The organism is Pseudomonas sp. BE134 (genome assembly GCF_031456105.1).
GTDB lineage: Bacteria > Pseudomonadota > Gammaproteobacteria > Pseudomonadales > Pseudomonadaceae > Aquipseudomonas.
Genome location: NZ_JAVDUA010000049.1, coordinates 1 through 24,654, shown reverse-complemented (window position 1 = coordinate 24,654; position 24,654 = coordinate 1). Strand labels below are relative to the sequence as shown.

Here is a 24,654-nt window from a genome sequence, read left to right as displayed (position 1 = left end):
ACCGACAAGCCGTTCCTGATGCCAATCGAAGACGTATTCTCGATCTCGGGTCGCGGTACTGTTGTGACTGGTCGTATCGAGCGCGGTATCGTTCGTGTTCAAGACCCACTGGAAATCGTTGGTCTGCGTGACACTACCGTCACCACCTGCACCGGTGTTGAAATGTTCCGTAAGCTGCTCGACGAAGGTCGTGCTGGCGAGAACTGCGGCGTGCTGTTGCGCGGTACCAAGCGTGACGACGTTGAGCGTGGCCAGGTTCTGGTCAAGCCAGGTTCGGTTAAGCCGCACACCAAGTTCACCGCAGAAGTTTACGTTCTGAGCAAGGAAGAAGGCGGCCGTCATACTCCGTTCTTCAAAGGCTACCGTCCACAGTTCTACTTCCGTACTACTGACGTGACTGGTAACTGCGAGCTGCCAGAAGGCGTTGAAATGGTAATGCCAGGTGACAACATTCAGATGACTGTTACCCTGATCAAAACCATCGCGATGGAAGATGGTCTGCGTTTCGCTATCCGTGAAGGCGGTCGTACCGTCGGCGCTGGCGTCGTAGCCAAAATCATCGAGTAAGCTCTTTTTGAGTAAGCTTTGATGACTTGAAAAAGCCCTCCGCTCAGCGGGGGGCTTTTTTATTGGGTTGACACCTATCTGGGGCGTCTATAGAATTGCGCCTCCTTTTAACGGGCGTATTGCGCTCGGTGGGAATAGCAGCCGGAGTCTGAAATCCAATGCAAAATCAGCAAATCCGTATCAGGTTGAAGGCTTTTGACCATCGCCTGATCGACCAATCCACCCAGGAAATCGTGGAAACCGCGAAACGTACTGGTGCTCAAGTGCGTGGTCCAATTCCACTGCCTACCCGTAAAGAGCGGTTCACCGTTCTGGTCTCCCCGCACGTCAACAAAGACGCGCGTGACCAGTACGAGATCCGTACTCATAAGCGCGTTCTGGACATCGTCCAGCCAACGGATAAAACCGTTGATGCTCTTATGAAGCTTGATCTTGCGGCCGGTGTGGAAGTGCAGATCAGCCTCGGCTAAGACTCGGTCTTAGTCGTGTAACGCTCTGAAATGGGCGGCCATAGCGGGTGAAAGCCCCGTACACTCATGAGGTTTACAACATGACTATTGGTGTAGTCGGTCGTAAATGCGGTATGACCCGTATTTTCACCGAAGAAGGTGTCTCCATTCCGGTCACGGTCATTGAGATCGAACCGAATCGCGTCACCCAGTTCAAAACTGAAGAGACCGATGGCTACCGTGCAGTGCAAGTCACTGTAGGCGAGCGTCGTGCTTCGCGTGTTACAGCTGCTCAAGCTGGCCACTTCGCTAAGGCGAACGTTGCCGCTGGTCGTACCGTAATGGAATTCCGTCTTGAAGAAGGCGAGTACCAGGCCGGCGATCTGATCAACGCTGAAATCTTCGCTGCTGGTCAACTGGTTGATGTAACCGGTCAGTCCAAGGGTAAAGGCTTCCAGGGTACGATCAAGCGTTGGAACTTCCGCGGGCAAGATAATACCCACGGTAACTCCGTGTCCCACCGCGTTCCAGGCTCTATCGGCCAGTGCCAGACTCCTGGTCGTGTATTCAAGGGCAAAAAAATGTCCGGTCATATGGGCGCTGAGCGCGTGACCGTGCAGTCCCTCGAAGTAGTGCGCGTGGACGCTGAACGCAATCTGTTGTTGGTCAAGGGCGCTGTTCCTGGCGCTACTGGCGGCAACTTGGTTGTACGTCCAGCAGCCAAGGCTCGCGGTTAAGGGGAAGCTGACATGCAATTAAATGTAAATGACGCTCAAGCGATCGAAGTTTCCGAACTGACATTTGGCGGCGAATTCAACGAGACGCTGGTTCACCAAGCAGTCGTGGCCTACATGGCCGGCGGCCGTCAGGGTTCCAAGCAGCAAAAGACCCGTTCCGACGTTCGTGGTGGCGGTAAGCGCCCATGGCGTCAGAAAGGTACTGGCCGTGCTCGTGCCGGTACTATCCGTAGCCCAATCTGGCGTGGCGGCGGTACCACTTTCGCAGCTCGTCCTCAGGATCACACCCAGAAGCTGAACAAAAAGATGTATCGCGCAGCAATGCGTTCCATCCTTGCTGAGCTGGTGCGTACTGATCGTCTGGTTGTGGTTCAGGACTTCGCTGTTGATGCACCGAAGACCAAAGATCTGCTGAACAAACTGACTGGCATGGGCTTGACTGACGTCTTGATCGTGTCTGAAGTCGTTGATCAGAACCTGTACCTGGCTGCTCGCAACCTGCCACACGTTGATGTACGTGACGTGCAAGGTTCCGATCCAGTTAGTCTGATCGCATACGACAAGGTGTTGATCACCGTGTCGGCCGTGAAGAAATTCGAGGAGCTGCTGGGATGAACCAGGAACGCGTATTTAAAGTTCTGCTTGGCCCGCACGTTTCCGAGAAGGCTACGGTTCTGGCTGACAAGAAAGGCCAGTTCGTTTTCAAGGTTGCAACTGATGCAACCAAGCTGGAAATCAAGAAGGCCGTCGAAAGCCTGTTCAGCGTGAAAGTAGAGCGTGTTACTACCCTGAATGTTCTGGGTAAGAGCAAGCGCACTGCTCGCGGTCTGGGCAAGCGTAATGACTGGAAGAAGGCAGTTATCTCCCTTCAGCCAGGCCAAGATCTCGATTTCAGCAGCAGTGCTGAGTAAGGAAGGGGTGCATCATGGCAATCGTTAAATGCAAACCGACTTCCCCTGGCCGCCGTTTTGTGGTCAAGGTGGTCAACCAGGAGCTGCATAAAGGCGCTCCTCACGCACCGCTGCTCGAGAAAAAATCGAAGACTGGTGGTCGTAACAACAATGGTCGTATTACCACTCGTCACATCGGTGGTGGCCATAAGCAGCATTATCGTCTGGTCGATTTCCGTCGCAACGACAAAGATGGCATTTCTGCCACTGTCGAGCGTATCGAATACGATCCAAACCGTACTGCTCACATCGCTCTGCTGCTGTACGCAGATGGCGAGCGTCGCTACATCATCGCCCCTAAAGGCGTGAGCGCTGGCGACCAGCTGATCGCAGGTGCTCTGGCACCGATCAAGCCGGGCAACGCTCTGCAACTGCGTAACATTCCAGTTGGTAGCACCGTACACGGCATCGAATTGAAGCCAGGTAAAGGCGCGCAAATCGCTCGTTCCGCTGGTGCTTCTGCTCAGCTGATCGCTCGTGAAGGCGTCTACGTGACCCTGCGTCTGCGTTCTGGTGAGATGCGTAAAGTGCTGGCTGAATGCCGCGCGACCCTGGGCGAAGTCTCGAACTCCGAGCACAGCCTGCGTTCGCTGGGTAAAGCTGGTGCCAAACGCTGGCGTGGCGTTCGCCCAACCGTTCGTGGTGTTGCCATGAACCCGGTTGACCACCCACATGGTGGTGGTGAAGGTCGTACCTCTGGTGGTCGTCATCCGGTATCGCCATGGGGCTTCCCGACTAAGGGCGCGAAGACTCGTGGTAATAAGCGTACCGACAAAATGATCGTCCGTCGTCGCAAGTAAATAGAGGGATACGACAGTGCCACGTTCTCTGAAAAAAGGTCCTTTTATCGATCTTCACCTACTGAAGAAGATCGAAGTGGCGGCGGAAAAGAATGATCGCAAACCGGTGAAAACCTGGTCGCGTCGTTCGATGATCCTGCCACAAATGGTCGGTTTGACCATCGCAGTACACAACGGTCGTCAACACGTCCCAGTTCTCGTTAACGAAGACATGGTCGGCCACAAACTGGGCGAGTTCGCCGGTACCCGCACTTATCGTGGGCACGTGGCAGACAAGAAAGTCAAGCGTTAAGGGGTTAGGAAATGGAAGTAGCCGCTAAGTTGTCGGGCGCTCGAATCTCCGCCCAGAAAGCCCGCTTGGTCGCCGACCAGATCCGCGGGAAGAAGGTGGGCGAAGCGCTCAACTTGTTGGCTTTCAGCAGTAAGAAAGCCGCCGAGATCATGAAGAAAGTGCTGGAGTCGGCCGTAGCCAACGCCGAGCATAACGAAGGCGCAGACGTTGATGACCTTAAAGTCAGCACCGTTTTCGTCAACGAAGGGCGTTCGCTGAAGCGCATCATGCCACGTGCCAAAGGCCGTGCTGATCGCATCGTCAAGCGGTCTTGCCATATCACTGTCAAGGTTGCTGACAAGTAACGGAGTCGAAGAGATGGGTCAGAAAGTACATCCCATTGGCATTCGCCTGGGAATCGTCAAGGAGCACACCTCCGTCTGGTACGCAGACGGTCGGACTTATGCGGACTATTTGTTCGCTGATCTGAAGGTGCGTGAATATCTCCAAGACAAACTAAAAAGCGCGTCCGTAAGCCGTATCGATATCCATCGTCCGGCGCAGACTGCACGTATCACCATCCACACCGCTCGTCCAGGTATCGTTATCGGGAAGAAAGGTGAGGATGTTGAGAAACTGCGTCAGGACCTGACCAAGCAAATGGGTGTGCCTGTGCACATCAATATCGAAGAGATCCGCAAGCCGGAGCTCGACGGTATGCTGGTTGCGCAGAGCGTAGCTCAGCAGCTGGAGCGTCGCGTAATGTTCCGTCGCGCTATGAAGCGCGCTGTTCAGAACGCCATGCGCATTGGTGCCAAAGGCATCAAAATCCAAGTGAGCGGTCGTCTCGGCGGTGCTGAAATCGCACGTACTGAATGGTATCGCGAAGGTCGTGTGCCACTGCACACCCTGCGTGCCGACATCGACTATGCCAACTACGAAGCTCACACCACTTACGGTGTGATCGGTGTAAAGGTTTGGATCTTCAAAGGCGAAGTAATTGGTGGTCGCCAAGAAGAACTGAAACCACAAGCACCAGCGCCTCGTAAAAAAGCTGCTAAGTAAGGGGTACGCCAAATGTTGCAACCAAAGCGTACGAAGTTCCGCAAGCAGATGACAGGCCACAACCGTGGTCTGGCACAGCGCGGTAGCAAAGTCAGCTTCGGCGAATATGCGCTGAAGTCTGTAGCTCGTGGTCGTCTCACCGCTCGTCAGATCGAGTCAGCGCGTCGTGCTCTGACCCGTCACGTTAAACGTGGCGGCAAGATCTGGATCCGTGTATTCCCGGACAAGCCTATTTCCAAAAAGCCCCTCGAAGTTCGGATGGGTAAAGGTAAGGGTAGTGTGGAGTACTGGGTTGCCCAGATTCAGCCAGGTAAAGTCCTGTATGAAATCGAGGGTGTTTCTGAAGAGCTGGCGCGTGAGGCTTTTGCCCTGGCTGCTGCAAAGCTGCCGCTCGCCACCGCCTTTGTTAAACGGACGGTGATGTGATGAAAGCGAATGAACTTCGTGAAAAATCCGCACAGCAGCTGAACGAGCAACTGCTCGGCTTGCTGCGCGACCAGTTCAATCTGCGTATGCAGAAAGCAACTGGCCAGTTGGGGCAGTCTCATCTGCTCTCGCAAGTTAAGCGTGACATCGCTCGCGTGAAGACTGTGCTCAACCAGCAGGCAGGTAAGTAATCATGGCTGAAGCCGAAAAAACTGTCCGTACGCTGACTGGCCGTGTTGTCAGCGACAAGATGGACAAAACCATCACCGTACTGATCGAGCGTCGCGTAAAGCACCCGATCTACGGTAAATACGTTAAGCGTTCGACTAAGCTGCACGCGCACGACGAAACCAATCAGTGCCACATCGGCGACAAAGTCACTATTCGTGAAACTCGTCCTTTGGCCAAGACCAAGTCTTGGGCGCTGGTTGATGTTCTCGAACGCGCTGTGGAAGTCTAAGGACTAGGGGTCGGAGAAATTATATGATTCAGACTCAATCCATGCTCGATGTGGCCGATAACAGCGGCGCTCGCCGTGTTATGTGCATCAAGGTGCTGGGTGGCTCCCATCGTCGTTACGCTGGTATCGGTGACATCATCAAAGTTACCGTGAAGGAAGCAATTCCTCGCGGTAAAGTGAAAAAAGGCCAAGTGATGACTGCTGTTGTAGTCCGCACTCGTCACGGCGTACGTCGTGCTGATGGCTCCATTATCCGCTTTGATGGCAACGCTGCTGTTCTTCTGAACAACAAGCAAGAGCCGATCGGCACCCGTATCTTTGGGCCAGTGACCCGTGAACTTCGTACTGAGAAGTTCATGAAGATCGTCTCGCTCGCCCCAGAAGTGCTGTAAGGAGATCCGACATGCAAAAGATTCGTCGTGACGACGAGATCATCGTGATCGCCGGCAAAGACAAAGGTAAGCGCGGTAAGGTGCTTAAGGTTCTCGCTAATAACCGTCTGGTTATCGGCGGTCTGAACCTGGTTAAGCGTCATACCAAGCCTAACCCGATGTCGGGCGTACAAGGCGGTATCGTCGAAAAAGAAGCTCCACTGGACGCTTCTAACGTCGCCATTTTCAACGGCGAAACCAACAAGGCTGACCGCGTTGGTTTCAAAGTAGAAGACGGCAAGAAAATTCGTGTCTTCAAGTCGACCCAAAAAGCGGTTGATGCTTGAACACTGCTAGGTAGAAGACCATGGCACGACTAAAAGAGATTTACTGGAAGGAAATCGCACCGAAACTTAAGGAAGAACTTAAGCTTTCGAACGTGATGGAAGTTCCACGCGTTACAAAAATCACCCTGAACATGGGTTTGGGCGAAGCGGTCGGTGACAAAAAAGTCATCGAGCACGCTGTTGCCGACCTGGAAAAGATCACCGGCCAGAAAGTCGTTGTGACCTACGCTCGGAAATCCATCGCTGGCTTTAAAGTCCGTGAAGGTTGGCCGATCGGCGTCAAAGTGACTCTGCGCCGTGAGCGTATGTACGAGTTCCTGGATCGTCTGCTGTCGATCTCCCTGCCTCGGGTTCGCGACTTCCGCGGCCTGAATGCCAAGTCCTTCGATGGTCGTGGTAACTACAGCATGGGCGTTAAAGAGCAGATCATCTTCCCGGAAATCGACTACGACAAGATCGATGCTCTCCGCGGTCTGGACATTACCCTGACCACCACTGCCAAGAACGATGATGAAGGTCGCGCCCTGTTGCGTGCTTTCAAATTCCCGTTCCGCAACTGATTGGAGTAGGAAAATGGCCAAGATGAGCATGAAAAACCGCGAGCTGAAGCGTCAGCTCACGGTTGCCAAGTACGCCAAAAAGCGTGCAGCACTGAAAGCTATCATCGTTGATCTGAACGCAAGTCCAGAAGCGCGTTGGGAAGCTACAGTAGCTCTGCAGAAGCAGCCACGTGACGCAAGCGCCTCGCGCATGCGTAACCGCTGCCGCCTGACCGGTCGTCCACACGGCGTTTACCGCAAGTTCGGCCTCGGCCGTAACAAACTGCGTGAAGCTGCAATGCGTGGTGACGTACCTGGTCTGGTTAAAGCCAGCTGGTAAGCACTATCAAAGTCTCGGTGTTCGGGATCGCAAGATCCTGACCACCGGTGACCTTGAACTTGAATCAAGCCCCTTTTGGGGCTTGATTCATTTGTGGGGTGTGTCTAGAATACCCGGCTCGCCTGAGCCCGTGCTTTTTCCGCATGGATGAGCTCGGCGACAAGTAGTAGCCGCAAGGCTAATTTTTTTGTATTAGGAGCGTCTAGCCCATGAGTATGCAGGACCCGTTAGCGGACATGCTAACTCGAATCCGTAATGCCCAGATGGCTGAAAAGTCCGTCGTAAGCATGCCATCTTCTACTTTGAAGGTAGCTGTTGCCAAAGTCCTGAAGGACGAAGGTTACATTGCGGGTTATCAGATCAGCAGCGAAATCAAGCCACTGCTGTCCATCGAGCTGAAGTACTTCGAAGGCCGTCCGGTCATCGAAGAAGTGAAGCGCGTTAGCCGTCCAGGCCTGCGTCAGTACAAGTCCGTCGATGATCTGCCAAAAGTTCGTGGCGGTCTCGGTGTGTCTATCGTCTCCACCAACAAAGGTGTGATGACGGATCGTGCTGCGCGCGCTGCCGGTGTCGGCGGCGAAGTTCTTTGCACTGTGTTCTAAGGGGGGATAAGCATGTCACGCGTCGCTAAGAACCCCGTTAAGCTGCCAGCCGGTGTCGAAGTCAAATTCGCAGGCCAACAGCTTTCGGTGAAGGGTGCCAAGGGCACTCTCGAACTGAACATCCATTCGTCCGTTGAGATCGTTGAAGAAGCTGGTGAGCTGCGTTTCGCTGCTCGCAATGGCGATCAACAAACTCGCGCAATGGCTGGTACCACTCGTGCGTTGGTAAACAACATGGTCCAAGGCGTAAGCCAAGGCTTCGAGCGCAAGCTCCAGCTGGTCGGTGTTGGTTACAAAGCGCAAGCAAAAGGCACAGTGCTGAACCTGGCTCTTGGCTTCTCGCACCCAGTGGATTATGAACTGCCGGAAGGCATCACCGCTGAGACTCCTAGCCAGACCGATATCCTGATCAAGGGCATCGATAAGCAGCTGGTAGGTCAAGTGGCCGCCGAGATCCGCGACTTCCGTCCACCAGAGCCGTACAAAGGCAAAGGTGTGCGCTACGCGGACGAAGTCGTCCGTCGTAAAGAAGCCAAGAAGAAGTAGGGCATAGCAAATGACCGACAAAAAAGTTACTCGACTGCGTCGCGCTCGCAAAGCACGCCTGAAAATGCACGAACTCGAAGTCGTGCGTCTCTGCGTGTTCCGCTCGTCGCAGCACATCTACGCCCAGGTCATTTCGGCCGACGGCAACAAAGTCCTGGCATCTGCCTCGACTTTGGATAAAGAACTGCGTGATGGCGCCACTGGCAACATCGACGCGGCCACTAAGGTTGGCCAGCTGGTCGCTACGCGTGCTAAAGCCGCTGGCGTCTCGCAGGTGGCTTTCGACCGCTCTGGCTTCAAGTACCACGGCCGCGTCAAGGCGCTGGCTGATGCTGCTCGTGAAGCTGGGCTGGAGTTCTAAGTTATGTCAAATAACGACCAAAAGCGCGACGAAGGCTACATCGAGAAGCTGGTTCAAGTTAACCGCGTAGCCAAAACCGTTAAAGGCGGCCGTATCTTCACTTTCACCGCGTTGACCGTGGTTGGTGATGGTAAAGGGCGTGTTGGCTTCGGCCGTGGCAAGTCACGTGAAGTGCCTGCTGCGATCCAGAAGGCAATGGAAGCTGCTCGCCGCAACATGATCCAAGTTGACCTGAACGGCACCACTCTGCAGTACGCAATGAAGTCCGGTCACGGCGCTTCGAAGGTGTACATGCAGCCTGCTTCTGAAGGTACCGGTATCATCGCTGGCGGCGCTATGCGTGCTGTCCTCGAAGTTGCTGGCGTTCAGAACGTTCTGGCCAAGTGCTACGGCTCGACTAACCCGGTAAACGTGGTTCACGCCACTTTCAAAGGTTTGAAAGCTATGCAGTCTCCTGAATCCATTGCCGCCAAGCGTGGCAAAAGCGTCAAGGAGATCTTCTGATCATGGCTACCGTTAAAGTTACGCTGATCAAAAGCATGACCGGCCGCATCCCTAACCACAAACTGTGCGTTAAGGGTCTGGGTCTGCGTCGCATCGGTCACACTGTAGAAGTACTTGATACTCCCGAGAATCGCGGGATGATCAACAAGGCTTACTACATGCTGCGTGTCGAGGGTTAATCGATGAAACTCAATGATCTGAGTCCAGCGCCGGGTTCCCGTCGCGAAAAGCATCGTCCGGGCCGTGGTATCGGTAGTGGTTTGGGCAAGACCGGTGGCCGTGGCCACAAAGGTCAGTCCTCCCGCTCCGGTGGCACCATTGCTCCAGGCTTTGAAGGCGGTCAACAGCCGCTGCATCGTCGCCTGCCGAAGTTCGGTTTCGTTTCCCTGAAGGCCATGGATCGCGCAGAAGTGCGTCTGTCCGAGCTGGCTAAAGTGGAAGGCGACATCGTCACCGTGCAGTCCCTGAAAGATGCCAACGTGATCAACGTCAACGTACAGCGTGTGAAAATCATGCTGTCCGGCGAAGTTACTCGCGCTGTCACCATCGGAAAGGGAATCGGCGCCACCAAAGGTGCGCGTGCGGCTATCGAAGCAGCTGGCGGCAAGTTCGAGGAATAAATGGCTAAGCAAGGTGCTCTCTCTGCGCTCGGCAAAGGCGGTATGTCTGAACTCTGGGCTCGTCTGCGTTTTCTGTTCCTGGCGATTATCGTCTACCGAATAGGCGCACACATCCCGGTTCCAGGTATCAACCCGGACCGACTCGCGGACCTGTTTCGACAGAATGAGGGGACCATTCTTAGCTTGTTCAACATGTTTTCCGGCGGCGCGCTGGAGCGGATGAGTATCTTTGCACTGGGGATCATGCCGTACATTTCGGCATCGATCATCATGCAGCTGATGACCGCCGTCAGCCCGCAGCTGGAGCAGTTGAAGAAGGAAGGTGAAGCTGGCCGTCGCAAGATCAGCCAGTACACCCGCTACCTCACTGTCGCTCTTGCTCTTGTCCAGGCTATTGGCATGTCCATTGGTCTGGCGGGGCAGGGCGTTTCGTTCACTGGTGACTTTAGCTTCCATTTCGTCGCGGTAACCACTTTTGTGGCTGGTGCGATGTTCATGATGTGGCTGGGTGAGCAGATTACTGAGCGTGGTGTTGGCAACGGTATCTCGATGTTGATTTTTTCGGGTATCGTCGCCGGTCTTCCGAGAGCAATAGGGCAGTCTTTTGAGTCTGCACGTCAGGGTGATATCAACATCTTCGCCTTGGTTGCCATCGGTTTGCTGGCAGTAGCGATTATCGGTTTTGTGGTGTTCATTGAGCGTGGTCAGCGTCGTATTGCTGTTCACTACGCCAAGCGTCAGCAGGGCCGTAAGGTGTTTGCTGCGCAGACGAGCCACTTGCCGCTGAAGGTGAACATGGCCGGTGTTATTCCGGCCATTTTCGCGAGCAGCATTTTGCTGTTCCCGGCTTCGTTGGGTGCCTGGTTTGGTCAGTCTGAAGGTATGGGCTGGTTGCAGGACATCTCGCAGTCGATCGCTCCTGGTCAGCCGTTGAATATTCTGCTGTTTAGTGCAGGGATTATTTTCTTCTGCTTCTTCTATACGGCGTTGATGTTCAATCCGAAAGACGTAGCGGAAAACCTGAAGAAGTCCGGTGCCTTTATTCCGGGTATCCGTCCGGGCGAACAGTCTGCGCGCTATATTGATGGCGTTTTGACCCGTTTGACTCTGTTCGGTGCTCTTTATATGACGGCCGTGTGTCTGCTTCCCCAGTTCCTGGTGGTTGCAGCAAACGTACCGTTCTACCTTGGCGGGACCTCGTTGCTGATCGTCGTCGTGGTTGTGATGGACTTCATGTCCCAAGTACAATCGCACCTCGTTTCGCACCAGTACGAATCCCTGATGAAGAAAGCCAACCTGAAGGGTTACGGCAGCGGCATGTTGCGCTGAGTACCCATAAGGTTCGAGGAGTTGGTGATGAAAGTTCGTGCATCGGTGAAAAAGCTGTGCCGTAACTGCAAAATTATTCGCCGCGAAGGTGTCGTTCGAGTAATTTGCAGCGCGGAACCGCGTCACAAACAGCGCCAAGGCTGAGTGTGATTGTGCTTCAAGCCCGGTAGCTAGTGCGCTACCGGGTTGATTATTTGTTATTACAGCGATATTATCTCGCGCCCTATTTCTTGGCTTCCGGGGCGTAGGTAGCTGTCAATTGGAGTCCCACTGAATGGCCCGTATTGCAGGCGTTAACATTCCAGATAACAAGCATACTGTTATCTCGCTGACCTACATCTATGGTGTTGGTCGCACTACTGCACAGAAGATCTGTGCAGTGACTGGGGTAAACCCAGCCGCAAAGATCAAAGATCTGAGCGACGAGCAGATTGAACAGCTGCGTGGCGAAGTGGCGAAGTTCACCACTGAAGGTGACCTGCGTCGCGAAATCAACATGAAAATCAAGCGTTTGATGGACCTCGGTTGCTATCGCGGTCTGCGTCATCGTCGTGGTCTTCCAGTGCGCGGTCAGCGTACCAAGACTAACGCGCGTACCCGTAAAGGTCCGCGTAAGCCGATCCGCAAGTAATCGCCCCCGCGAATCGACAGGAAAATTATCATGGCAAAACCTGCTGCTCGTCCTCGTAAAAAAGTTAAAAAGACAGTGGTTGATGGCATCGCCCACATCCATGCATCTTTTAACAACACAATCGTGACCATCACCGACCGTCAAGGCAACGCTCTTTCCTGGGCTACCTCCGGTGGTTCGGGTTTCCGCGGTTCCCGCAAGTCCACCCCGTTTGCTGCTCAAGTAGCTGCTGAACGTGCTGGTCAAGCTGCGCTGGAATACGGTCTGAAAAACCTCGACGTTAACGTCAAAGGTCCAGGCCCAGGTCGTGAATCTGCAGTCCGCGCTTTGAACGGCTGTGGCTACAAGATCGCCAGCATCACCGACGTGACGCCAATCCCGCACAACGGGTGCCGTCCGCCGAAGAAGCGCCGCGTGTAATCCAGGAGATTGTAAAGAATGGCTCGTTACATTGGTCCAAAATGCAAACTCGCTCGTCGCGAAGGCACCGATCTCTTTCTGAAGAGCGGCGTGCGCGCGATCGAATCGAAGTGCAACATTGAAGCAGCACCTGGTATCCACGGCCAACGCCGCGGTCGCCAGTCCGATTACGGCACCCAACTGCGTGAAAAGCAGAAGGTCCGTCGTATCTACGGCGTTCTCGAGCGTCAATTCAGCGGCTACTACAAAGAAGCTGCTGGCAAGAAAGGTGCAACCGGTGAAAACCTGCTGCAACTGCTCGAATGCCGTCTGGACAACGTTGTATACCGTATGGGTTTTGGCTCTACTCGTGCCGAATCCCGTCAGCTGGTATCGCACAAATCCGTCAGCGTTAACGGTCAGACCGTAAACGTACCGTCCTACCAGGTTCGTGCTGGTGACGTGGTCGCGATTCGCGAGAAAGCAAAGAACCAACTTCGCATTGTCCAAGCTCTCGATCTGTGTGCCCAACGTGGCCGCGTAGAATGGGTAGAAGTAGACACTGAGAAGAAGTCGGGCGTTTTCAAGAACGTTCCAGCTCGCAGTGATCTGTCCGCCGACATCAACGAAAGCCTGATTGTCGAGCTCTACTCCAAGTAAGGGCTAGAAAATAGGTGCATCCATGCAGATTTCGGTAAATGAGTTCCTGACACCCCGCCACATTGATGTGCAGGTTGTCAGTCCAACCCGCGCCAAGATCACTCTCGAGCCTCTCGAGCGTGGTTTTGGCCACACCCTGGGCAACGCGCTGCGCCGCATCCTGTTGTCCTCAATGCCCGGCTGTGCAGTAGTCGAGGCCGAGATTGACGGTGTACTCCATGAGTACAGCGCCATCGAAGGCGTACAGGAAGACGTAATTGAAATCCTGTTGAACCTTAAAGGTCTGGCTATCAAGCTGCACGGTCGTGACGAAGTTACGCTGACCTTGTCGAAGAAGGGTTCGGGGGTGGTTACCGCTGCCGATATTCAGCTGGATCATGATGTCGAGATCGTTAACCCCGATCACGTAATCGCTAACCTGGCGTCTAACGGCGCCCTGAACATGAAGCTCACCGTAGCTCGTGGTCGTGGTTATGAACCGGCAGACTCGCGTCAGAGCGATGAAGACGAAAGCCGCAGCATCGGTCGCTTGCAGCTTGACTCTTCGTTCAGCCCGGTTCGCCGTATCGCATACGTGGTGGAAAACGCCCGTGTCGAACAGCGTACTAACCTGGACAAGCTGGTTATTGATCTGGAAACCAACGGTACTCTGGATCCTGAAGAGGCTATCCGCCGCGCTGCAACCATTCTGCAACAGCAGTTGGCTGCGTTCGTCGATCTCAAAGGTGACAGTGAGCCAGTGGTTGTCGAGCAGGAAGACGAGATCGATCCGATCCTGCTTCGCCCGGTTGACGATCTGGAACTGACTGTACGTTCGGCTAACTGCCTTAAGGCGGAAAACATCTACTACATCGGTGACCTGATTCAGCGTACCGAAGTAGAGCTGTTGAAGACTCCGAACCTTGGCAAGAAATCCTTGACTGAAATCAAGGACGTTCTGGCCTCCCGCGGTCTGTCCCTCGGCATGCGCCTCGACAACTGGCCGCCTGCAAGTCTTAAGAAGGACGACAAGGCGACTGCCTGATCGTCGTAATCACCGAACGTCGTGTTTGGTAAGGAATGAACCATGCGTCATCGTAAAAGTGGTCGTCACCTGAGCCGCACTAGCTCGCACCGCAAGGCCATGTTTCAAAACATGGCAGTGTCGCTGTTCGAGCACGAGCTGATCAAAACTACACTGCCGAAAGCTAAAGAACTGCGTCGCGTTGCTGAGCCGCTGATCACTTTGGCCAAGACAGACAGCCTGGCTAACCGCCGTCTGGCTTTCGACCGTACTCGTTCGAAAGCTATCGTTGGTAAGCTCTTCAACGACCTGGGCAAGCGTTACGCTACCCGTGAGGGTGGCTACCTGCGCATCCTCAAGTGCGGCTTCCGCACTGGCGACAACGCGCCTATGGCGTACGTCGAGTTGGTTGATCGTGCTACCGGCGGTGAAGCTGTATCCGCTGAGTAAGACGTCAGTCTGAAACGAAGAACCGGGCCTAGTGCCCGGTTTTTTGTGTCTGTAAAAACGCGCGCTGTTTATACAAGCTTCTTTGCGGTCCATGCCGTCATGCTGTGAACGGGATGCGTTGGTAGTATTTTTCTATTGATATCTGCAAATTAATGAATTTGTAGCCTTCCTGATCAATGGTCAATACTCCGTCCCAGGCCGATTAGCCGGCAGTTCCAAAACTGACAAGGGAAGAGATCGCATGAGCCAAAGTAAAACGCTTACCACCGCCAGTGGCGCTCCTGTCGCCGATAACCAGAATTCCCGCTCCGCCGGCCCACGTGGCCCACTGCTGCTCGACGACTTTCACCTGATCGAGAAGCTTGCCCATTTCAACCGTGAAAACATCCCGGAACGCCGTGTCCACGCCAAGGGGTCGGGTGCCTACGGCACGTTCACCGTCACGCGTGACATCACCCAGTACTCCAGCGCCAAACTGTTCGAGTCAGTTGGCAAGCAAACCCCAGCGTTCCTGCGGTTTTCCACCGTCGGCGGTGAGCGTGGTTCGGCCGATACCGAACGCGATCCACGTGGCTTCGCCCTGAAGTTCTATACCGAGGAAGGCAACTGGGACATCGTCGGCAATAACACGCCCGTGTTCTTCATTCGCGATCCTTTGAAATTTCCGGATTTTATTCACACTCAAAAACGCCTGCCGCAAAGTAATTTGAAAAGCGCGCAGATGATGTGGGACTTCTGGTCGCATTCGCCTGAGGCGCTGCACCAGGTCACCATCCTGTTCTCGGATCGCGGCATACCTGATGGCTACCGGCATATGCACGGCTTCGGCAGCCACACGTACAGCCTGATCAGCGCTAATGGCGAGCGGCATTGGGTGAAGTGGCACTACAAGACAAAGCAAGGGATCAAGAACCTCGCGCCGGCAGAAGCCGCACGCCTGGCGGGTAACGATCCTGATTACGCCCAGCGCGACCTGTTCGGCGCAATCGAACGTGGTGACTTCCCGAAATGGCGTGTGTGCATCCAGATCATGACCGAGGCTCAGGCGGCGGCGCACTACGAGAACCCGTTCGATGTGACCAAAACCTGGTCACAGAAAGAGTTTCCGTTGATCGAAGTGGGTGAGTTGGAACTCAATCGCAACCCAATGAACTACTTTGCTGAAGTCGAGCAAGCTGCATTCGGTCCGGGCAACATGGTACCGGGCGTTGGTTTGTCGCCTGATCGTATGCTGCAAGGTCGCGTATTTGCTTACGCGGATGCTCACCGCTACCGCGTTGGCACCAATCACCAGCAACTGCCGGTGAACGCGCCTCGTAGCCCGGTGAACAGCTACCAGCGCGATGGTTCGATGGCGTTTGGCAGTAACGGCGGTGCCGCACCTAACTATGAGCCAAACAGCTACGTCGAATCGCCGAAGCAAGCGCCTCGCTATGCGGAGCCGCCCTTGGCACTCAGTGGCGCGGCTGATCGTTACGATCATCGCGAAGACACCGATTACTACAGCCATGCCGGCGCGTTGTTCCGTTTGATGAGCGATGAGCAGAAAACGCTGTTGGTGAACAACATTGCCGGCGCTATGGCCGGGGTTTCCAGCGATGTAGTTGATCGCCAATTGCAGCATTTCTACAAAGCCGATCCAGCGTATGGAGAAGCAATCGCAAAGCTGCTCAACGTACAGCTTAACGAAGTCTAAATGAGAAGCAGAACCGCCCTCGATTGGGCGGTTTTTGCGTTATTTAAACTACTTTTCTCAGAATATCTTCGCTTTTATCGCGCAAACGAAGTGACCAAACGGTCGCCTTGGTTCAAACTACAGACTTTCAAGCAGGGAGATGTAGGGCGATGCAAGGCCACCCAGACGTAATCGATTACCTCAACACGTTGCTGACCGGCGAACTGGCGGCGCGTGATCAATATTTCGTCCATTCGCGGATGTATGAGGACTGGGGTTTCACCAAGCTCTACGAACGTATCAACCACGAGATGGAAGAAGAAGCCGGGCATGCTGATGCCCTGATGCGTCGTATTCTGATGCTCGAAGGCACGCCTCGCATGCGTCCCGACGATCTTGATGTGGGCACCACCGTGCCAGACATGCTCGCCGCCGACCTGCGACTGGAATACAAAGTCCGCGCCGCGCTCTGCAAGGGCATCAAGCTCTGCGAGCAGCACAAGGACTATGTCAGCCGCGAGATGCTGCGGGTTCAATTGCATGACACCGAAGAAGATCACACCTACTGGCTTGAAAAGCAGATGGGGCTGATCAAGTTGATCGGTCTAGAGAACTACCTCCAATCTCACGCCTGATTGCACCGAAACAAAAAAAGCCCCTGTCACTGAGCAAGTGACAGGGGCTTTCTTTTTGCGCTGGATTCAGGCCCGATCGCGCTCCAGCAGCGGCTTGAGGTAGAAGCCGGTGTGGGACTGCTTCATCTCGGACACTTCTTCCGGAGTGCCGACGGCAATGATCTGCCCGCCCTTGGAACCGCCCTCTGGGCCGAGGTCCACCAACCAGTCAGCGGTCTTGATCACGTCGAGGTTATGCTCGATCACCACCACGGTGTTGCCGTGGTCGCGAAGGCGATGCAATACATCGAGCAGTTGCTGGATGTCAGCGAAGTGCAGTCCAGTGGTTGGCTCATCGAGGATGTACAGCGTCTTCCCGGTATCGCGCTTGGACAGTTCTCGGGACAGTTTCACCCGCTGCGCCTCACCACCGGATAGCGTGGTCGCCGATTGCCCCAGCTTGATGTACGACAGGCCAACATCCATCAGCGTCTGAAGTTTGCGCGCCAGTGCTGGAACCGCGTCGAAGAACACCCGGGCTTCCTCGATGGTCATCTCGAGGGTTTCGTGGATGCTCTTGCCCTTGTACTTGATCTCAAGGGTTTCGCGGTTGTAGCGCTTGCTCTTGCAGACGTCACAAGGGACATAGATGTCGGGCAGGAAGTGCATTTCCACCTTGATCAAGCCGTCGCCCTGGCAGGCCTCGCAACGTCCGCCCTTCACGTTGAAGGAGAAGCGGCCCGGACCGTAACCCCGTGAGCGCGATTCCGGCACTCCGGCGAACAGCTCACGAATCGGTGTGAACAGCCCGGTATAGGTCGCGGGGTTGGAACGCGGCGTCCGGCCGATAGGGCTTTGGTCAATATCGACGACCTTGTCCAGATGCTCCAGGCCCTTGATGCTGTCGTGCGCGGCAGCTTCCAGCGTTGTCGCGCCATTGAGTGCCGTAGCGCTCAAAGGAAACAGCGTGTTGTTGATCAGCGTCGACTTGCCGGAGCCGGACACGCCGGTCACGCAGGTAAGCAAGCCAATCGGAATGTCCAGGTCGACATTGCGCAAGTTGTTACCGCGAGCACCCTTGAGCGACAGCGACAACTTCTTGTTGCGCGGTGTGCGATTGGCGGGAACGGCGATCTTCACCCGCCCCGACAAGTACTTGCCGGTCAACGAGTCAGGGTGCGCCATGACCTCGGCCGGTGTGCCTTCGGCGACGATATGCCCGCCGTGTATGCCTGCGCCCGGACCGATATCCACAACGTAGTCTGCCAGGCGAATCGCGTCTTCGTCGTGCTCGACCACAATCACTGTGTTGCCGATATCGCGCAGGTGCTTGAGTGTGCCGAGCAACCGGTCGTTATCCCGTTGGTGCAGACCAATCGACGGTTCGTCGAGGATGTACAGAACGCCCACCAAACCGGCGCCGATCTGGCTGGCCAGACGAATCCGCTGAGCCTCGCCGCCGGATAATGTGTCGGCACTACGATCCAGCGACAAGTAGTCGAGGCCCACGTTGACCAGGAACTGCAGACGCTCACGGATCTCTTTGAGAATCTTGTCGGCGATCTCGCCGCGACGGCCTGTCAGCTTCAGTGCGCCGAAGTATTCACAGGCGTCGCCAATCGGCAGATTCGTCACCGCTGGCAACGTCTTCTCACCCACCCAAACGTGCCGCGCCTCGCGACGCAGGCGTGTGCCACGGCAATCCGGGCATGCCTGAGTGCTGAGGAATTTGGCCAGCTCTTCACGTACCGAAGCGGACTCGGTTTCGCGATAGCGGCGTTCAAGGTTCGGAACGATGCCTTCGAACGGGTGCGAGCGTTTAACGATGTCGCCACGGTCGTTCAAGTATTTGAAATCGACATTCTGCGAGCCGCTGCCATGCAGGATGAATTTCTGCTGATCGGCCGGCAGTTCGTTGAACGGTACTTCCAGGCTGAATTTGTAGTGGGACGCCAACGACCCGAGCATCTGGAAGTAATAGACGTTGCGCCTGTCCCATCCTCGAATCGCGCCCTCGGCCAGTGTCAGCTCGCCATTCACCAAGCGCTTGATGTCGAAAAACTGCTTAACGCCCAGGCCATCACAAGTCGGGCATGCGCCGGCCGGGTTGTTGAAGGAGAACAGCTTGGGTTCCAGTTCGCTGATGGCATGGCCGCAGATCGGGCAAGCGAAGCGGGCGGAGAAGATCATCTCTTCACCTGGCTCGTCATCCATCGGCGCAACCAGCGCAATGCCGTCAGCCAGTTTCAGTGCAGTCTCGAACGACTCGGCCAGACGCTGTTGCAGATCGGCACGCACCTTGAAACGGTCGACCACGACATCAATCGTGTGCTTCTTCTGTTTATCCAGTTTCGGCAACTCGTCCAGCTCGCAGAGTCGGCCATTGACTCGCGCTCGCACAAAACCTTGTGCACGCAATTCTTCGAAGACTGACAGGTGTTCGCCTTTGCGCTCGCGGATCACCGGCGCCAGCAACATCAGTTTGCTGCCCTCCGGTTGGGCGAGGACCAGGTCGACCATCTGGCTGACAGTTTGTGCTTCCAGTGGAATATCGTGATCCGGGCAGCGCGGAATACCCACGCGCGCATAAAGCAGGCGCAGGTAGTCGTAGATTTCGGTGATGGTGCCGACTGTCGAGCGCGGGTTGTGCGAGGTCGACTTTTGTTCGATGGAAATGGCGGGCGACAGACCTTCGATGGTGTCGACGTCCGGTTTTTCCATCATCGACAAAAACTGCCGGGCGTAGGCCGACAGTGATTCGACGTAGCGGCGCTGGCCTTCGGCGTACAGCGTGTCGAATGCCAGGGACGATTTGCCCGACCCGGACAGGCCGGTGATGACGATCAGCTTGTCCCGTGGCAGGGTCAGGTCGATGTTCTTCAGGTTGTGGGTCCGGGCCCCACGAATCAGGATCTTGTCCAAAGTAGCCTCGCTTGGCGGGCGTCGAAAACGTAGGAGTATACGGCCAAATACTGGATGGATGCACACTGTCAAACGAGTGGGTGATTGTCTTACATGAAGAGTCTGTCAGCCGAACGCGTCAAAGCGTCGCGATATACCCTGTCATTCGATGGGACTGGTAGAATCGCGGCCGGTTCACATGAGGTTTTTCCATGCACGATCCCCACAGCGAACGCATGAGTGGCAGTGAGACCCGCGCAGCAAGCGGTCTGGCCCTGGTGTTCGCCTTCCGTATGCTTGGCATGTTCATGGTGTTGCCGGTACTGGCGACCTATGGGATGGATCTGGCAGGCGCGACACCGGCCCTGATCGGGTTGGCGATCGGCGCTTACGGCCTGACCCAGGCAATCTTCCAGATTCCTTTCGGCGTCATTTCCGACCGCATTGGACGCCGTCCGGTGATTTACCTGGGGCTGATCGTCTTCGCCCTGGGCAGCGTGCTGGCGGCCAATGCCGATTCGATCTGGGGCGTCATCGCCGGGCGAATCCTGCAAGGCGCGGGGGCGATTTCTGCCGCCGTCATGGCGTTGTTGTCAGACCTGACTCGCGAACAGCATCGGACCAAAGCGATGGCCATGATCGGCATGACGATTGGTCTGTCATTCGCTGTTGCCATGGTGGTCGGGCCGTTGCTTACCCGTGCTTTTGGCCTGTCCGGACTTTTTCTCGCCACGGGCGGCATGGCGTTGTTCGGCATCGTCATCGTGATGTTCATGGTGCCGAAATCCACCGGTCCGTTACAGCACCGCGAGTCGGGTGTCGCGCGCCAGGCGTTGATGCCGACGCTCAAGCACCCGGATCTGCTGCGCCTGGACCTCGGCATTTTTGTGTTGCACGCGATGTTGATGTCGAGCTTCGTGGCATTGCCGTTGGCACTGGTCGAAAAAGCCGGTTTGCCCAAAGAGCAGCATTGGTGGGTGTACCTGACCGCGCTATTGATTTCCTTCTTCGCCATGATCCCGTTCATTATCTACGGCGAGAAGAGACGCAAAATGAAACGAGTTTTACTCGGCGCCGTCGTGACGCTGATGCTCACTGAGCTATTCTTCTGGCAGTTCGGCGATGGCTTGCGGGCTCTGGTGATCGGGACAGTGGTGTTTTTCACTGCGTTCAATCTGCTGGAAGCTTCGTTGCCTTCGCTGATCAGCAAGGTTTCACCAGCAGGTGGCAAGGGCACGGCGATGGGGGTTTATTCCACCAGCCAGTTCCTCGGTTCGGCACTGGGCGGTATCCTCGGCGGCTGGATGTATCAGCATGGCGGTCTGTCGGTTGTGTTCCTTGGATGCGCCGGTCTGGCTGCCCTCTGGTTGGCCTTTGCTGTTACCATGCGTGAACCTCCCTACGTGACGAGTCTGCGCGTGCCGTTGTCGCCCGAGGCGATCCGCGAAGCGGGTCTGGTCGAGCGCCTTAAGGCTGTCGTAGGGGTAACAGATGCAGTGATCATCGCAGACGAAGCGGCGATTTACATCAAATTGGACACCGAACTATTGGATCGCACCACCCTTGAGCGCTTGGTGAACAACCCGGCCGAGGCGGCGTGCGTAGCCTAGGAGAACGTTATGGCCCGTGGGGTTAACAAAGTCATATTGGTCGGCACTTGCGGCCAGGATCCCGAAGTTCGCTACTTGCCTAACGGTAACGCCGTGACCAACCTGAGTCTGGCGACCAGCGAACAATGGACCGACAAGCAAACCGGTCAGAAGGTCGAGAAGACCGAATGGCACCGAGTTTCGATGTTCGGCAAGGTTGCCGAAATCGCCGGCGAATACCTGCGTAAAGGCTCGCAGGTGTACATCGAAGGCAAGCTGCAGACCCGCGAGTGGGAAAAAGACGGTATCAAGCGTTACACCACTGAAATCGTGGTCGACATGCAAGGCACCATGCAACTGCTGGGCGGCCGTCCACAACAGGGCGACCAACAAGGTGGGGGCAACAACTACCAGCAATCCGCCCCGGCTCCACGCCAACAGGCTCCTCGTCCACAGCAGTCGGCTCCGCAACAGTCGCGTCCGGCTCCACAGCAGCAGGCCGCTCCTCAGCCGGCTCCGGATTTCGACAGCTTTGATGACGATATTCCGTTCTGACGTATAGCTTTTTACTCGTGTAAGTAAAGGCCCTTAGCTCTTCTGCCAAGGGCCTTTTTCGTTGTTTGCAAAGCCGTTTCCTGATCTATACCTATTTGTTACTGAATCGTTATGGTGTGTAAACAATGCGTCTCCGATATGCGATCCGCCATCTGACCTTTCAATCGGGTGTGCGCTTCTCCCTGTTGGTCGACCAGGTCAGCAGTATTCCAACTGCACGCGCCGATCTTGTTCATCGTGTGTGAGCTCGGGGCTCGCAACCCTACCTTGATTGCCTATATTTCAGACAAACAAAAAACGGCGGCAGAGGTTTTGATAGCCACATCAAAAACCTTTGCCGCCGAGCGATACCTTCAGAACATTAGAACTTGACGGTCAGACCGACCTGGGCGCTATATCCATCACCATCGGTGTTGCTGGAAATACCCCATTCATAACCTACTTTGGTGTTGACTGAAATACTCTCGGTCAACTGACCTTCGACGCCGCCATCAAGTTTAAGTGACGTGCCACGCATATCCGAGCTGAAGTCCACTTCGCCTTGAGTCGAGGTGGAGAAGCTGGTGGTCGGATTACCCTTGAACTCTTTCACCACACTCGGCCGCACCCACGCTGTTACCGGGAGCTGCTCGCTCTTGCTCCAGGTTTTGGCCACGCGCGCGCCGAGTCGGGTTTGCAGGCTATCGATCGCACCAAAATCTACCCCGGCGGCCTGATCATGTGCTTTGTCCAGACCGATGTGCTGATAGACCACCTGAGCCTGGGGTTCGACCACCACGCCGCCACCCACATCAAATGGCATGCCGGCCTCAAACGAAGCGGCGGTGCCCAGGCCCTGAGTGCTCAGACCCAGTCCATTGGCCGATTTTGCTTGCACCTCGTTCCAGGTGGCTTGCAGCACACTGTCCAGATACCAGCCAGAAGGGGCAATATGCGTCCAATAGACGCCCAGCGAGTAGGCGGTCAAGTTGTTATTGCCAGCATTACGGCTGTCAAAGTGATCCACTGAGCCTTTGTTTTGACCAATGGCGCCATAGAACCCGGCGCGATCCTTGCCGTTGCTGTCGTTGCGCTGGAACAGATCCGTTCCTAATTGAAGTGCGGTGAGAGTGGAATCATAGGCCGCCCCCTTTCCATAGATGCCATTAGCGGCACCATTGTGCGTGTTTTTCTGGGCCAGTGTGCGTGCCCAGACCCGTTGCTCGTCGTTGTATGCCGTGCTGGCAAACGCTCCACGTCGGTCATGCAGGGTCCCGACCAACGCGTTGCCGTAGTCCAATGCCATGGAGGGCAGCACGGAATACAACGAGGTTTCAGCGCGGTAATTCGGGCGCCGATCGTTGTCAGGCTTACCGGGTGTTCCCGGCTTGTCAGGTATTCCCGGCTTGTCAGGTATTCCCGGTTTGTCAGGTGTTCCCGGATTGTCGGGTGTTCCCGGATTGTCAGGTGTTCCTGGAGTGCCTGGATCTACAAGATCCGAGGTGAGGAACCAGTCCTGACTCGCCGAATCGCGGTGCAGGGTGTACTCGTAGGCGCCACCCAATACTGGAGCATTCAATCTGAAGGCATCAGTGTTGGTGGTAGCGCCATTGACGGCATCCACCAGCAGGATGCCGTTGCCCGAGGTTTGATCGCCTAGGCCATTGGCATTACGGATGCCCAGTCGGGTATCTCCTGTCGCCGTACCGCCATCAATAACAAGGGTATCGGACAACGATGAGCTGTCACCCAACACGGTATTGAGGGTGATCAAGCCGCCGTTGCCGTTCAGGTTGTTGACGGTCAGTCTCTTTGCGGCAAAGGCTCCCGTCGGGGCCTGGAAGTCGATATTGCCGGCGTTGTTCAGCGTGTCGATCAGCGAGTCGGCGGTCATGGTCCAGTGAGTGCCGGGCTCCAGCGTCACATCGAGCGGGTCAATCGAGCCAATCAAGCGGGCCCCGTTTTGCAGGCGCAGCAAGGCACCGTTCAGCCCCACCACATTGCCGGTCAGAGTGGTGTTGTCCAGGGCCAGAGTGCCGGCATCCACAAAGGTCGTGCCCGTATAATCCAGCGCGCCGGACAGGGTCAGGGTGCCATTACCGGTCTTGGTAAAGTCGAAACTCCCCCCGGTTTCCAGAACACCTCCGTTGAATGTCACATCGTTGCCATCGGTGACTTGCAACGCGCCATTTTGGCGTAATTCCAAGGTTCGCTGACTGTCGAAACTGCCGTCGACCTTTAGCTGACCGCCGTTGAACACGACTTCACGAGACAGGTTTGTGTCGCCCAAGGCGCCATCCTGACGGATGGTCAGGGTGCCGTCATTGATTCGGGTATGGCCGACGTAGGTGTTATTGCCGCCCAGCACGGTTTCACCGCTGCCATCCTTGATCACGTAGAGATTATCTCGACCCGGCTGGCCGATCGTGGCGTTGAAATCACCATCCTGCAAATACACGGAGTCGCCGGAACCGATGACGCCGCCGACACCATTGGATTGATCGTCGAGCACCAGGTGGCTCCAGTCACCGATGTCGGTGCTGTCGGACAAGTCCAGCCAGCCACCTTTCAGTACGACGGTCTGGTTGAATGCTGCCGCGTCTGCCGCCGCGATGTCGAGCTTGAGCACGCCCGACCTGAGTTCGGTGTGACCACCTAACCCTTGAGCCACATCCCCTCTGAATATCTGGGTGTAACTACCGTCCTTGATCAGATTGCCAGTGCCCATCAATTGCCCGGCAAACTGGCTCGTGCCAGAGGCACGATTGAGTGTCAGGTCATGCGCGCCGAGCGCAGCCGTACCGCTCCCCTCGAGACCGCCGATGCTGGAGTCCCCCAGCAGGCCGAGGTTCGCGCCGCTCCGGATCGTCACCGCCCCTGCAAGGGTTGTCCCATCGAGCAACAAACTGCCGGC

35 protein-coding genes are annotated in these 24,654 nt (G+C 55.7%); 33 read left to right on the top strand and 2 right to left on the bottom strand.

Annotated features, from left to right (window positions below):
- The 31 genes from J2Y56_RS27595 to bfr all read left to right on the top strand — a co-directional run.
- Window positions 1-567 (top strand): EF-Tu/IF-2/RF-3 family GTPase (locus J2Y56_RS27595; protein WP_310353949.1); only part of this gene is annotated, 567 nt, incomplete at its 5' end.
- 158 nt (window positions 568-725) lie between these two features.
- On the top strand, window positions 726-1,037 hold the full coding sequence (gene rpsJ, locus J2Y56_RS27590) for a 30S ribosomal protein S10 (RefSeq protein WP_003186070.1): 312 nt from the start codon (window positions 726-728) through the stop codon (window positions 1,035-1,037).
- 80 nt (window positions 1,038-1,117) lie between these two features.
- A complete protein-coding gene (rplC, locus tag J2Y56_RS27585; protein ID WP_003186059.1) occupies window positions 1,118-1,753 on the top strand; it encodes a 50S ribosomal protein L3 in 636 nt (211 codons plus the stop codon).
- 12 nt (window positions 1,754-1,765) lie between these two features.
- Window positions 1,766-2,368: a 50S ribosomal protein L4 gene (gene rplD, locus J2Y56_RS27580; RefSeq protein WP_007896707.1), complete on the top strand. Its 603-nt coding sequence runs from the start codon at window positions 1,766-1,768 to the stop codon at window positions 2,366-2,368.
- On the top strand, window positions 2,365-2,664 hold the full coding sequence (gene rplW / locus J2Y56_RS27575) for a 50S ribosomal protein L23 (protein WP_002555488.1): 300 nt from the start codon (window positions 2,365-2,367) through the stop codon (window positions 2,662-2,664). The genes rplD and rplW overlap by 4 nt, the downstream gene beginning before the upstream one ends.
- A 14-nt stretch (window positions 2,665-2,678) precedes the next feature.
- The gene (gene rplB / locus J2Y56_RS27570) at window positions 2,679-3,503 is read left to right on the top strand and encodes a 50S ribosomal protein L2 (RefSeq protein WP_003176423.1); all 825 of its coding nucleotides are present in this window, start codon (window positions 2,679-2,681) and stop codon (window positions 3,501-3,503) included.
- 16 nt (window positions 3,504-3,519) lie between these two features.
- A complete protein-coding gene (rpsS, locus tag J2Y56_RS27565) occupies window positions 3,520-3,795 on the top strand; it encodes a 30S ribosomal protein S19 (protein ID WP_310353948.1) in 276 nt (91 codons plus the stop codon).
- Window positions 3,796-3,806: 11 nt separating this feature from the next.
- Window positions 3,807-4,139 (top strand): 50S ribosomal protein L22, encoded by a 333-nt coding sequence (gene rplV / locus J2Y56_RS27560; protein ID WP_003103908.1) that lies wholly within the window; start codon window positions 3,807-3,809, stop codon window positions 4,137-4,139.
- A gap of 13 nt (window positions 4,140-4,152) precedes the next feature.
- Window positions 4,153-4,839, top strand: coding sequence for a 30S ribosomal protein S3 (gene rpsC, locus J2Y56_RS27555; protein ID WP_003176422.1), 687 nt, complete (start codon window positions 4,153-4,155; stop codon window positions 4,837-4,839).
- A 12-nt stretch (window positions 4,840-4,851) separates the two neighbouring features.
- On the top strand, window positions 4,852-5,265 hold the full coding sequence (gene rplP, locus J2Y56_RS27550) for a 50S ribosomal protein L16 (RefSeq protein ID WP_007943783.1): 414 nt from the start codon (window positions 4,852-4,854) through the stop codon (window positions 5,263-5,265).
- Window positions 5,265-5,456: a 50S ribosomal protein L29 gene (gene rpmC / locus J2Y56_RS27545; protein ID WP_002555481.1), complete on the top strand. Its 192-nt coding sequence runs from the start codon at window positions 5,265-5,267 to the stop codon at window positions 5,454-5,456. Before rplP ends, rpmC begins: the two co-directional genes overlap by 1 nt.
- Window positions 5,457-5,458: 2 nt before the next feature.
- On the top strand, window positions 5,459-5,725 hold the full coding sequence (gene rpsQ / locus J2Y56_RS27540; RefSeq protein WP_003176419.1) for a 30S ribosomal protein S17: 267 nt from the start codon (window positions 5,459-5,461) through the stop codon (window positions 5,723-5,725).
- 23 nt (window positions 5,726-5,748) lie between these two features.
- A complete protein-coding gene (gene rplN / locus J2Y56_RS27535) occupies window positions 5,749-6,117 on the top strand; it encodes a 50S ribosomal protein L14 (protein WP_002555479.1) in 369 nt (122 codons plus the stop codon).
- Between the two features lie 11 nt (window positions 6,118-6,128).
- Complete coding sequence (rplX, locus tag J2Y56_RS27530; RefSeq protein ID WP_003176416.1) at window positions 6,129-6,443, top strand: 50S ribosomal protein L24; 315 nt, start codon at window positions 6,129-6,131, stop codon at window positions 6,441-6,443.
- Between the two features lie 20 nt (window positions 6,444-6,463).
- The gene (rplE, locus tag J2Y56_RS27525; protein ID WP_003176415.1) at window positions 6,464-7,003 is read left to right on the top strand and encodes a 50S ribosomal protein L5; all 540 of its coding nucleotides are present in this window, start codon (window positions 6,464-6,466) and stop codon (window positions 7,001-7,003) included.
- A gap of 13 nt (window positions 7,004-7,016) precedes the next feature.
- Complete coding sequence (gene rpsN / locus J2Y56_RS27520; protein WP_003176414.1) at window positions 7,017-7,322, top strand: 30S ribosomal protein S14; 306 nt, start codon at window positions 7,017-7,019, stop codon at window positions 7,320-7,322.
- Window positions 7,323-7,531: 209 nt separating this feature from the next.
- Window positions 7,532-7,924 carry a 30S ribosomal protein S8 gene (rpsH, locus tag J2Y56_RS27515; protein ID WP_003186040.1) on the top strand — a complete coding sequence of 131 codons (393 nt, stop codon included), beginning with the start codon at window positions 7,532-7,534 and terminating at the stop codon, window positions 7,922-7,924.
- 12 nt (window positions 7,925-7,936) lie between these two features.
- Window positions 7,937-8,470 (top strand): 50S ribosomal protein L6, encoded by a 534-nt coding sequence (rplF, locus tag J2Y56_RS27510; RefSeq protein ID WP_003176412.1) that lies wholly within the window; start codon window positions 7,937-7,939, stop codon window positions 8,468-8,470.
- A gap of 10 nt (window positions 8,471-8,480) precedes the next feature.
- A complete protein-coding gene (gene rplR / locus J2Y56_RS27505) occupies window positions 8,481-8,831 on the top strand; it encodes a 50S ribosomal protein L18 (protein ID WP_003186037.1) in 351 nt (116 codons plus the stop codon).
- A 3-nt stretch (window positions 8,832-8,834) separates the two neighbouring features.
- Window positions 8,835-9,335, top strand: a complete 501-nt coding sequence (gene rpsE / locus J2Y56_RS27500) for a 30S ribosomal protein S5 (protein ID WP_007943782.1) — start codon at window positions 8,835-8,837, stop codon at window positions 9,333-9,335.
- 2 nt (window positions 9,336-9,337) lie between these two features.
- On the top strand, window positions 9,338-9,514 hold the full coding sequence (gene rpmD / locus J2Y56_RS27495) for a 50S ribosomal protein L30 (protein ID WP_003186033.1): 177 nt from the start codon (window positions 9,338-9,340) through the stop codon (window positions 9,512-9,514).
- Between the two features lie 3 nt (window positions 9,515-9,517).
- A complete protein-coding gene (gene rplO / locus J2Y56_RS27490; RefSeq protein WP_007896782.1) occupies window positions 9,518-9,955 on the top strand; it encodes a 50S ribosomal protein L15 in 438 nt (145 codons plus the stop codon).
- Complete coding sequence (gene secY / locus J2Y56_RS27485; protein ID WP_007943780.1) at window positions 9,956-11,284, top strand: preprotein translocase subunit SecY; 1,329 nt, start codon at window positions 9,956-9,958, stop codon at window positions 11,282-11,284. It abuts the gene before it with no gap.
- A 27-nt stretch (window positions 11,285-11,311) separates the two neighbouring features.
- Complete coding sequence (rpmJ, locus tag J2Y56_RS27480; RefSeq protein ID WP_002555468.1) at window positions 11,312-11,428, top strand: 50S ribosomal protein L36; 117 nt, start codon at window positions 11,312-11,314, stop codon at window positions 11,426-11,428.
- Between the two features lie 130 nt (window positions 11,429-11,558).
- Window positions 11,559-11,915, top strand: a complete 357-nt coding sequence (rpsM, locus tag J2Y56_RS27475) for a 30S ribosomal protein S13 (RefSeq protein WP_003186020.1) — start codon at window positions 11,559-11,561, stop codon at window positions 11,913-11,915.
- A gap of 30 nt (window positions 11,916-11,945) precedes the next feature.
- Window positions 11,946-12,335, top strand: coding sequence for a 30S ribosomal protein S11 (rpsK, locus tag J2Y56_RS27470; RefSeq protein ID WP_002555466.1), 390 nt, complete (start codon window positions 11,946-11,948; stop codon window positions 12,333-12,335).
- 18 nt (window positions 12,336-12,353) lie between these two features.
- Complete coding sequence (rpsD, locus tag J2Y56_RS27465; RefSeq protein WP_003210056.1) at window positions 12,354-12,974, top strand: 30S ribosomal protein S4; 621 nt, start codon at window positions 12,354-12,356, stop codon at window positions 12,972-12,974.
- Between the two features lie 22 nt (window positions 12,975-12,996).
- Window positions 12,997-13,998: a DNA-directed RNA polymerase subunit alpha gene (locus tag J2Y56_RS27460; protein ID WP_003186012.1), complete on the top strand. Its 1,002-nt coding sequence runs from the start codon at window positions 12,997-12,999 to the stop codon at window positions 13,996-13,998.
- 42 nt (window positions 13,999-14,040) lie between these two features.
- Window positions 14,041-14,427 carry a 50S ribosomal protein L17 gene (gene rplQ, locus J2Y56_RS27455; RefSeq protein ID WP_007943777.1) on the top strand — a complete coding sequence of 129 codons (387 nt, stop codon included), beginning with the start codon at window positions 14,041-14,043 and terminating at the stop codon, window positions 14,425-14,427.
- Window positions 14,428-14,668: 241 nt separating this feature from the next.
- A complete protein-coding gene (locus tag J2Y56_RS27450) occupies window positions 14,669-16,123 on the top strand; it encodes a catalase (RefSeq protein ID WP_310353946.1) in 1,455 nt (484 codons plus the stop codon).
- Window positions 16,124-16,272: 149 nt separating this feature from the next.
- Window positions 16,273-16,737, top strand: a complete 465-nt coding sequence (gene bfr, locus J2Y56_RS27445) for a bacterioferritin (RefSeq protein ID WP_007943775.1) — start codon at window positions 16,273-16,275, stop codon at window positions 16,735-16,737.
- Window positions 16,738-16,803: 66 nt separating this feature from the next.
- Here bfr and uvrA read toward each other — a convergent pair whose 3' ends face one another.
- The gene (uvrA, locus tag J2Y56_RS27440) at window positions 16,804-19,638 is read right to left on the bottom strand and encodes an excinuclease ABC subunit UvrA (RefSeq protein ID WP_310353944.1); all 2,835 of its coding nucleotides are present in this window, start codon (window positions 19,636-19,638) and stop codon (window positions 16,804-16,806) included.
- Between the two features lie 191 nt (window positions 19,639-19,829).
- On the opposite strand from uvrA, the gene J2Y56_RS27435 reads away from it, so the two are divergent.
- Both J2Y56_RS27435 and J2Y56_RS27430 read left to right on the top strand, forming a co-directional pair.
- The gene (locus tag J2Y56_RS27435; protein WP_007943773.1) at window positions 19,830-21,227 is read left to right on the top strand and encodes an MFS transporter; all 1,398 of its coding nucleotides are present in this window, start codon (window positions 19,830-19,832) and stop codon (window positions 21,225-21,227) included.
- A 9-nt stretch (window positions 21,228-21,236) separates the two neighbouring features.
- Entirely contained in the window at window positions 21,237-21,761 is a 525-nt protein-coding gene (locus tag J2Y56_RS27430; RefSeq protein ID WP_007896798.1) for a single-stranded DNA-binding protein, read from the top strand.
- A gap of 361 nt (window positions 21,762-22,122) precedes the next feature.
- On the opposite strand, the gene J2Y56_RS27425 is transcribed toward J2Y56_RS27430, so the two are convergent.
- Window positions 22,123-24,654, bottom strand: a 2,532-nt coding sequence (locus J2Y56_RS27425) for an autotransporter outer membrane beta-barrel domain-containing protein (protein ID WP_310353941.1), incomplete at its 5' end; no start/stop codon positions are given.

What these genes read in the sequence shown, in the direction of transcription:
- rplB (WP_003176423.1), top strand. Translation starts at nt 2,679, where the DNA reads ATGGCAATCGTTAAATGCAAACCGACTTCCCCTGGCCGCCGTTTTGTG.
- rplQ (WP_007943777.1), top strand. Translation starts at nt 14,041, where the DNA reads ATGCGTCATCGTAAAAGTGGTCGTCACCTGAGCCGCACTAGCTCGCAC.
- rpsN (WP_003176414.1), top strand. Translation starts at nt 7,017, where the DNA reads ATGGCCAAGATGAGCATGAAAAACCGCGAGCTGAAGCGTCAGCTCACG.
- rpsM (WP_003186020.1), top strand. Translation starts at nt 11,559, where the DNA reads ATGGCCCGTATTGCAGGCGTTAACATTCCAGATAACAAGCATACTGTT.
- secY (WP_007943780.1), top strand. Translation starts at nt 9,956, where the DNA reads ATGGCTAAGCAAGGTGCTCTCTCTGCGCTCGGCAAAGGCGGTATGTCT.
- rplO (WP_007896782.1), top strand. Translation starts at nt 9,518, where the DNA reads ATGAAACTCAATGATCTGAGTCCAGCGCCGGGTTCCCGTCGCGAAAAG.
- rpsE (WP_007943782.1), top strand. Translation starts at nt 8,835, where the DNA reads ATGTCAAATAACGACCAAAAGCGCGACGAAGGCTACATCGAGAAGCTG.
- rpsQ (WP_003176419.1), top strand. Translation starts at nt 5,459, where the DNA reads ATGGCTGAAGCCGAAAAAACTGTCCGTACGCTGACTGGCCGTGTTGTC.
- rpmC (WP_002555481.1), top strand. Translation starts at nt 5,265, where the DNA reads ATGAAAGCGAATGAACTTCGTGAAAAATCCGCACAGCAGCTGAACGAG.
- J2Y56_RS27430 (WP_007896798.1), top strand. Translation starts at nt 21,237, where the DNA reads ATGGCCCGTGGGGTTAACAAAGTCATATTGGTCGGCACTTGCGGCCAG.
- rplV (WP_003103908.1), top strand. Translation starts at nt 3,807, where the DNA reads ATGGAAGTAGCCGCTAAGTTGTCGGGCGCTCGAATCTCCGCCCAGAAA.
- rpsH (WP_003186040.1), top strand. Translation starts at nt 7,532, where the DNA reads ATGAGTATGCAGGACCCGTTAGCGGACATGCTAACTCGAATCCGTAAT.
- bfr (WP_007943775.1), top strand. Translation starts at nt 16,273, where the DNA reads ATGCAAGGCCACCCAGACGTAATCGATTACCTCAACACGTTGCTGACC.
- rplW (WP_002555488.1), top strand. Translation starts at nt 2,365, where the DNA reads ATGAACCAGGAACGCGTATTTAAAGTTCTGCTTGGCCCGCACGTTTCC.
- J2Y56_RS27435 (WP_007943773.1), top strand. Translation starts at nt 19,830, where the DNA reads ATGCACGATCCCCACAGCGAACGCATGAGTGGCAGTGAGACCCGCGCA.
- rplD (WP_007896707.1), top strand. Translation starts at nt 1,766, where the DNA reads ATGCAATTAAATGTAAATGACGCTCAAGCGATCGAAGTTTCCGAACTG.
- rplE (WP_003176415.1), top strand. Translation starts at nt 6,464, where the DNA reads ATGGCACGACTAAAAGAGATTTACTGGAAGGAAATCGCACCGAAACTT.
- rpsD (WP_003210056.1), top strand. Translation starts at nt 12,354, where the DNA reads ATGGCTCGTTACATTGGTCCAAAATGCAAACTCGCTCGTCGCGAAGGC.
- rpsJ (WP_003186070.1), top strand. Translation starts at nt 726, where the DNA reads ATGCAAAATCAGCAAATCCGTATCAGGTTGAAGGCTTTTGACCATCGC.
- rpmD (WP_003186033.1), top strand. Translation starts at nt 9,338, where the DNA reads ATGGCTACCGTTAAAGTTACGCTGATCAAAAGCATGACCGGCCGCATC.
- rplC (WP_003186059.1), top strand. Translation starts at nt 1,118, where the DNA reads ATGACTATTGGTGTAGTCGGTCGTAAATGCGGTATGACCCGTATTTTC.
- rplP (WP_007943783.1), top strand. Translation starts at nt 4,852, where the DNA reads ATGTTGCAACCAAAGCGTACGAAGTTCCGCAAGCAGATGACAGGCCAC.
- rpsC (WP_003176422.1), top strand. Translation starts at nt 4,153, where the DNA reads ATGGGTCAGAAAGTACATCCCATTGGCATTCGCCTGGGAATCGTCAAG.
- rplR (WP_003186037.1), top strand. Translation starts at nt 8,481, where the DNA reads ATGACCGACAAAAAAGTTACTCGACTGCGTCGCGCTCGCAAAGCACGC.
- rplX (WP_003176416.1), top strand. Translation starts at nt 6,129, where the DNA reads ATGCAAAAGATTCGTCGTGACGACGAGATCATCGTGATCGCCGGCAAA.
- rpmJ (WP_002555468.1), top strand. Translation starts at nt 11,312, where the DNA reads ATGAAAGTTCGTGCATCGGTGAAAAAGCTGTGCCGTAACTGCAAAATT.
- J2Y56_RS27450 (WP_310353946.1), top strand. Translation starts at nt 14,669, where the DNA reads ATGAGCCAAAGTAAAACGCTTACCACCGCCAGTGGCGCTCCTGTCGCC.
- rpsK (WP_002555466.1), top strand. Translation starts at nt 11,946, where the DNA reads ATGGCAAAACCTGCTGCTCGTCCTCGTAAAAAAGTTAAAAAGACAGTG.
- rplN (WP_002555479.1), top strand. Translation starts at nt 5,749, where the DNA reads ATGATTCAGACTCAATCCATGCTCGATGTGGCCGATAACAGCGGCGCT.
- J2Y56_RS27460 (WP_003186012.1), top strand. Translation starts at nt 12,997, where the DNA reads ATGCAGATTTCGGTAAATGAGTTCCTGACACCCCGCCACATTGATGTG.
- rplF (WP_003176412.1), top strand. Translation starts at nt 7,937, where the DNA reads ATGTCACGCGTCGCTAAGAACCCCGTTAAGCTGCCAGCCGGTGTCGAA.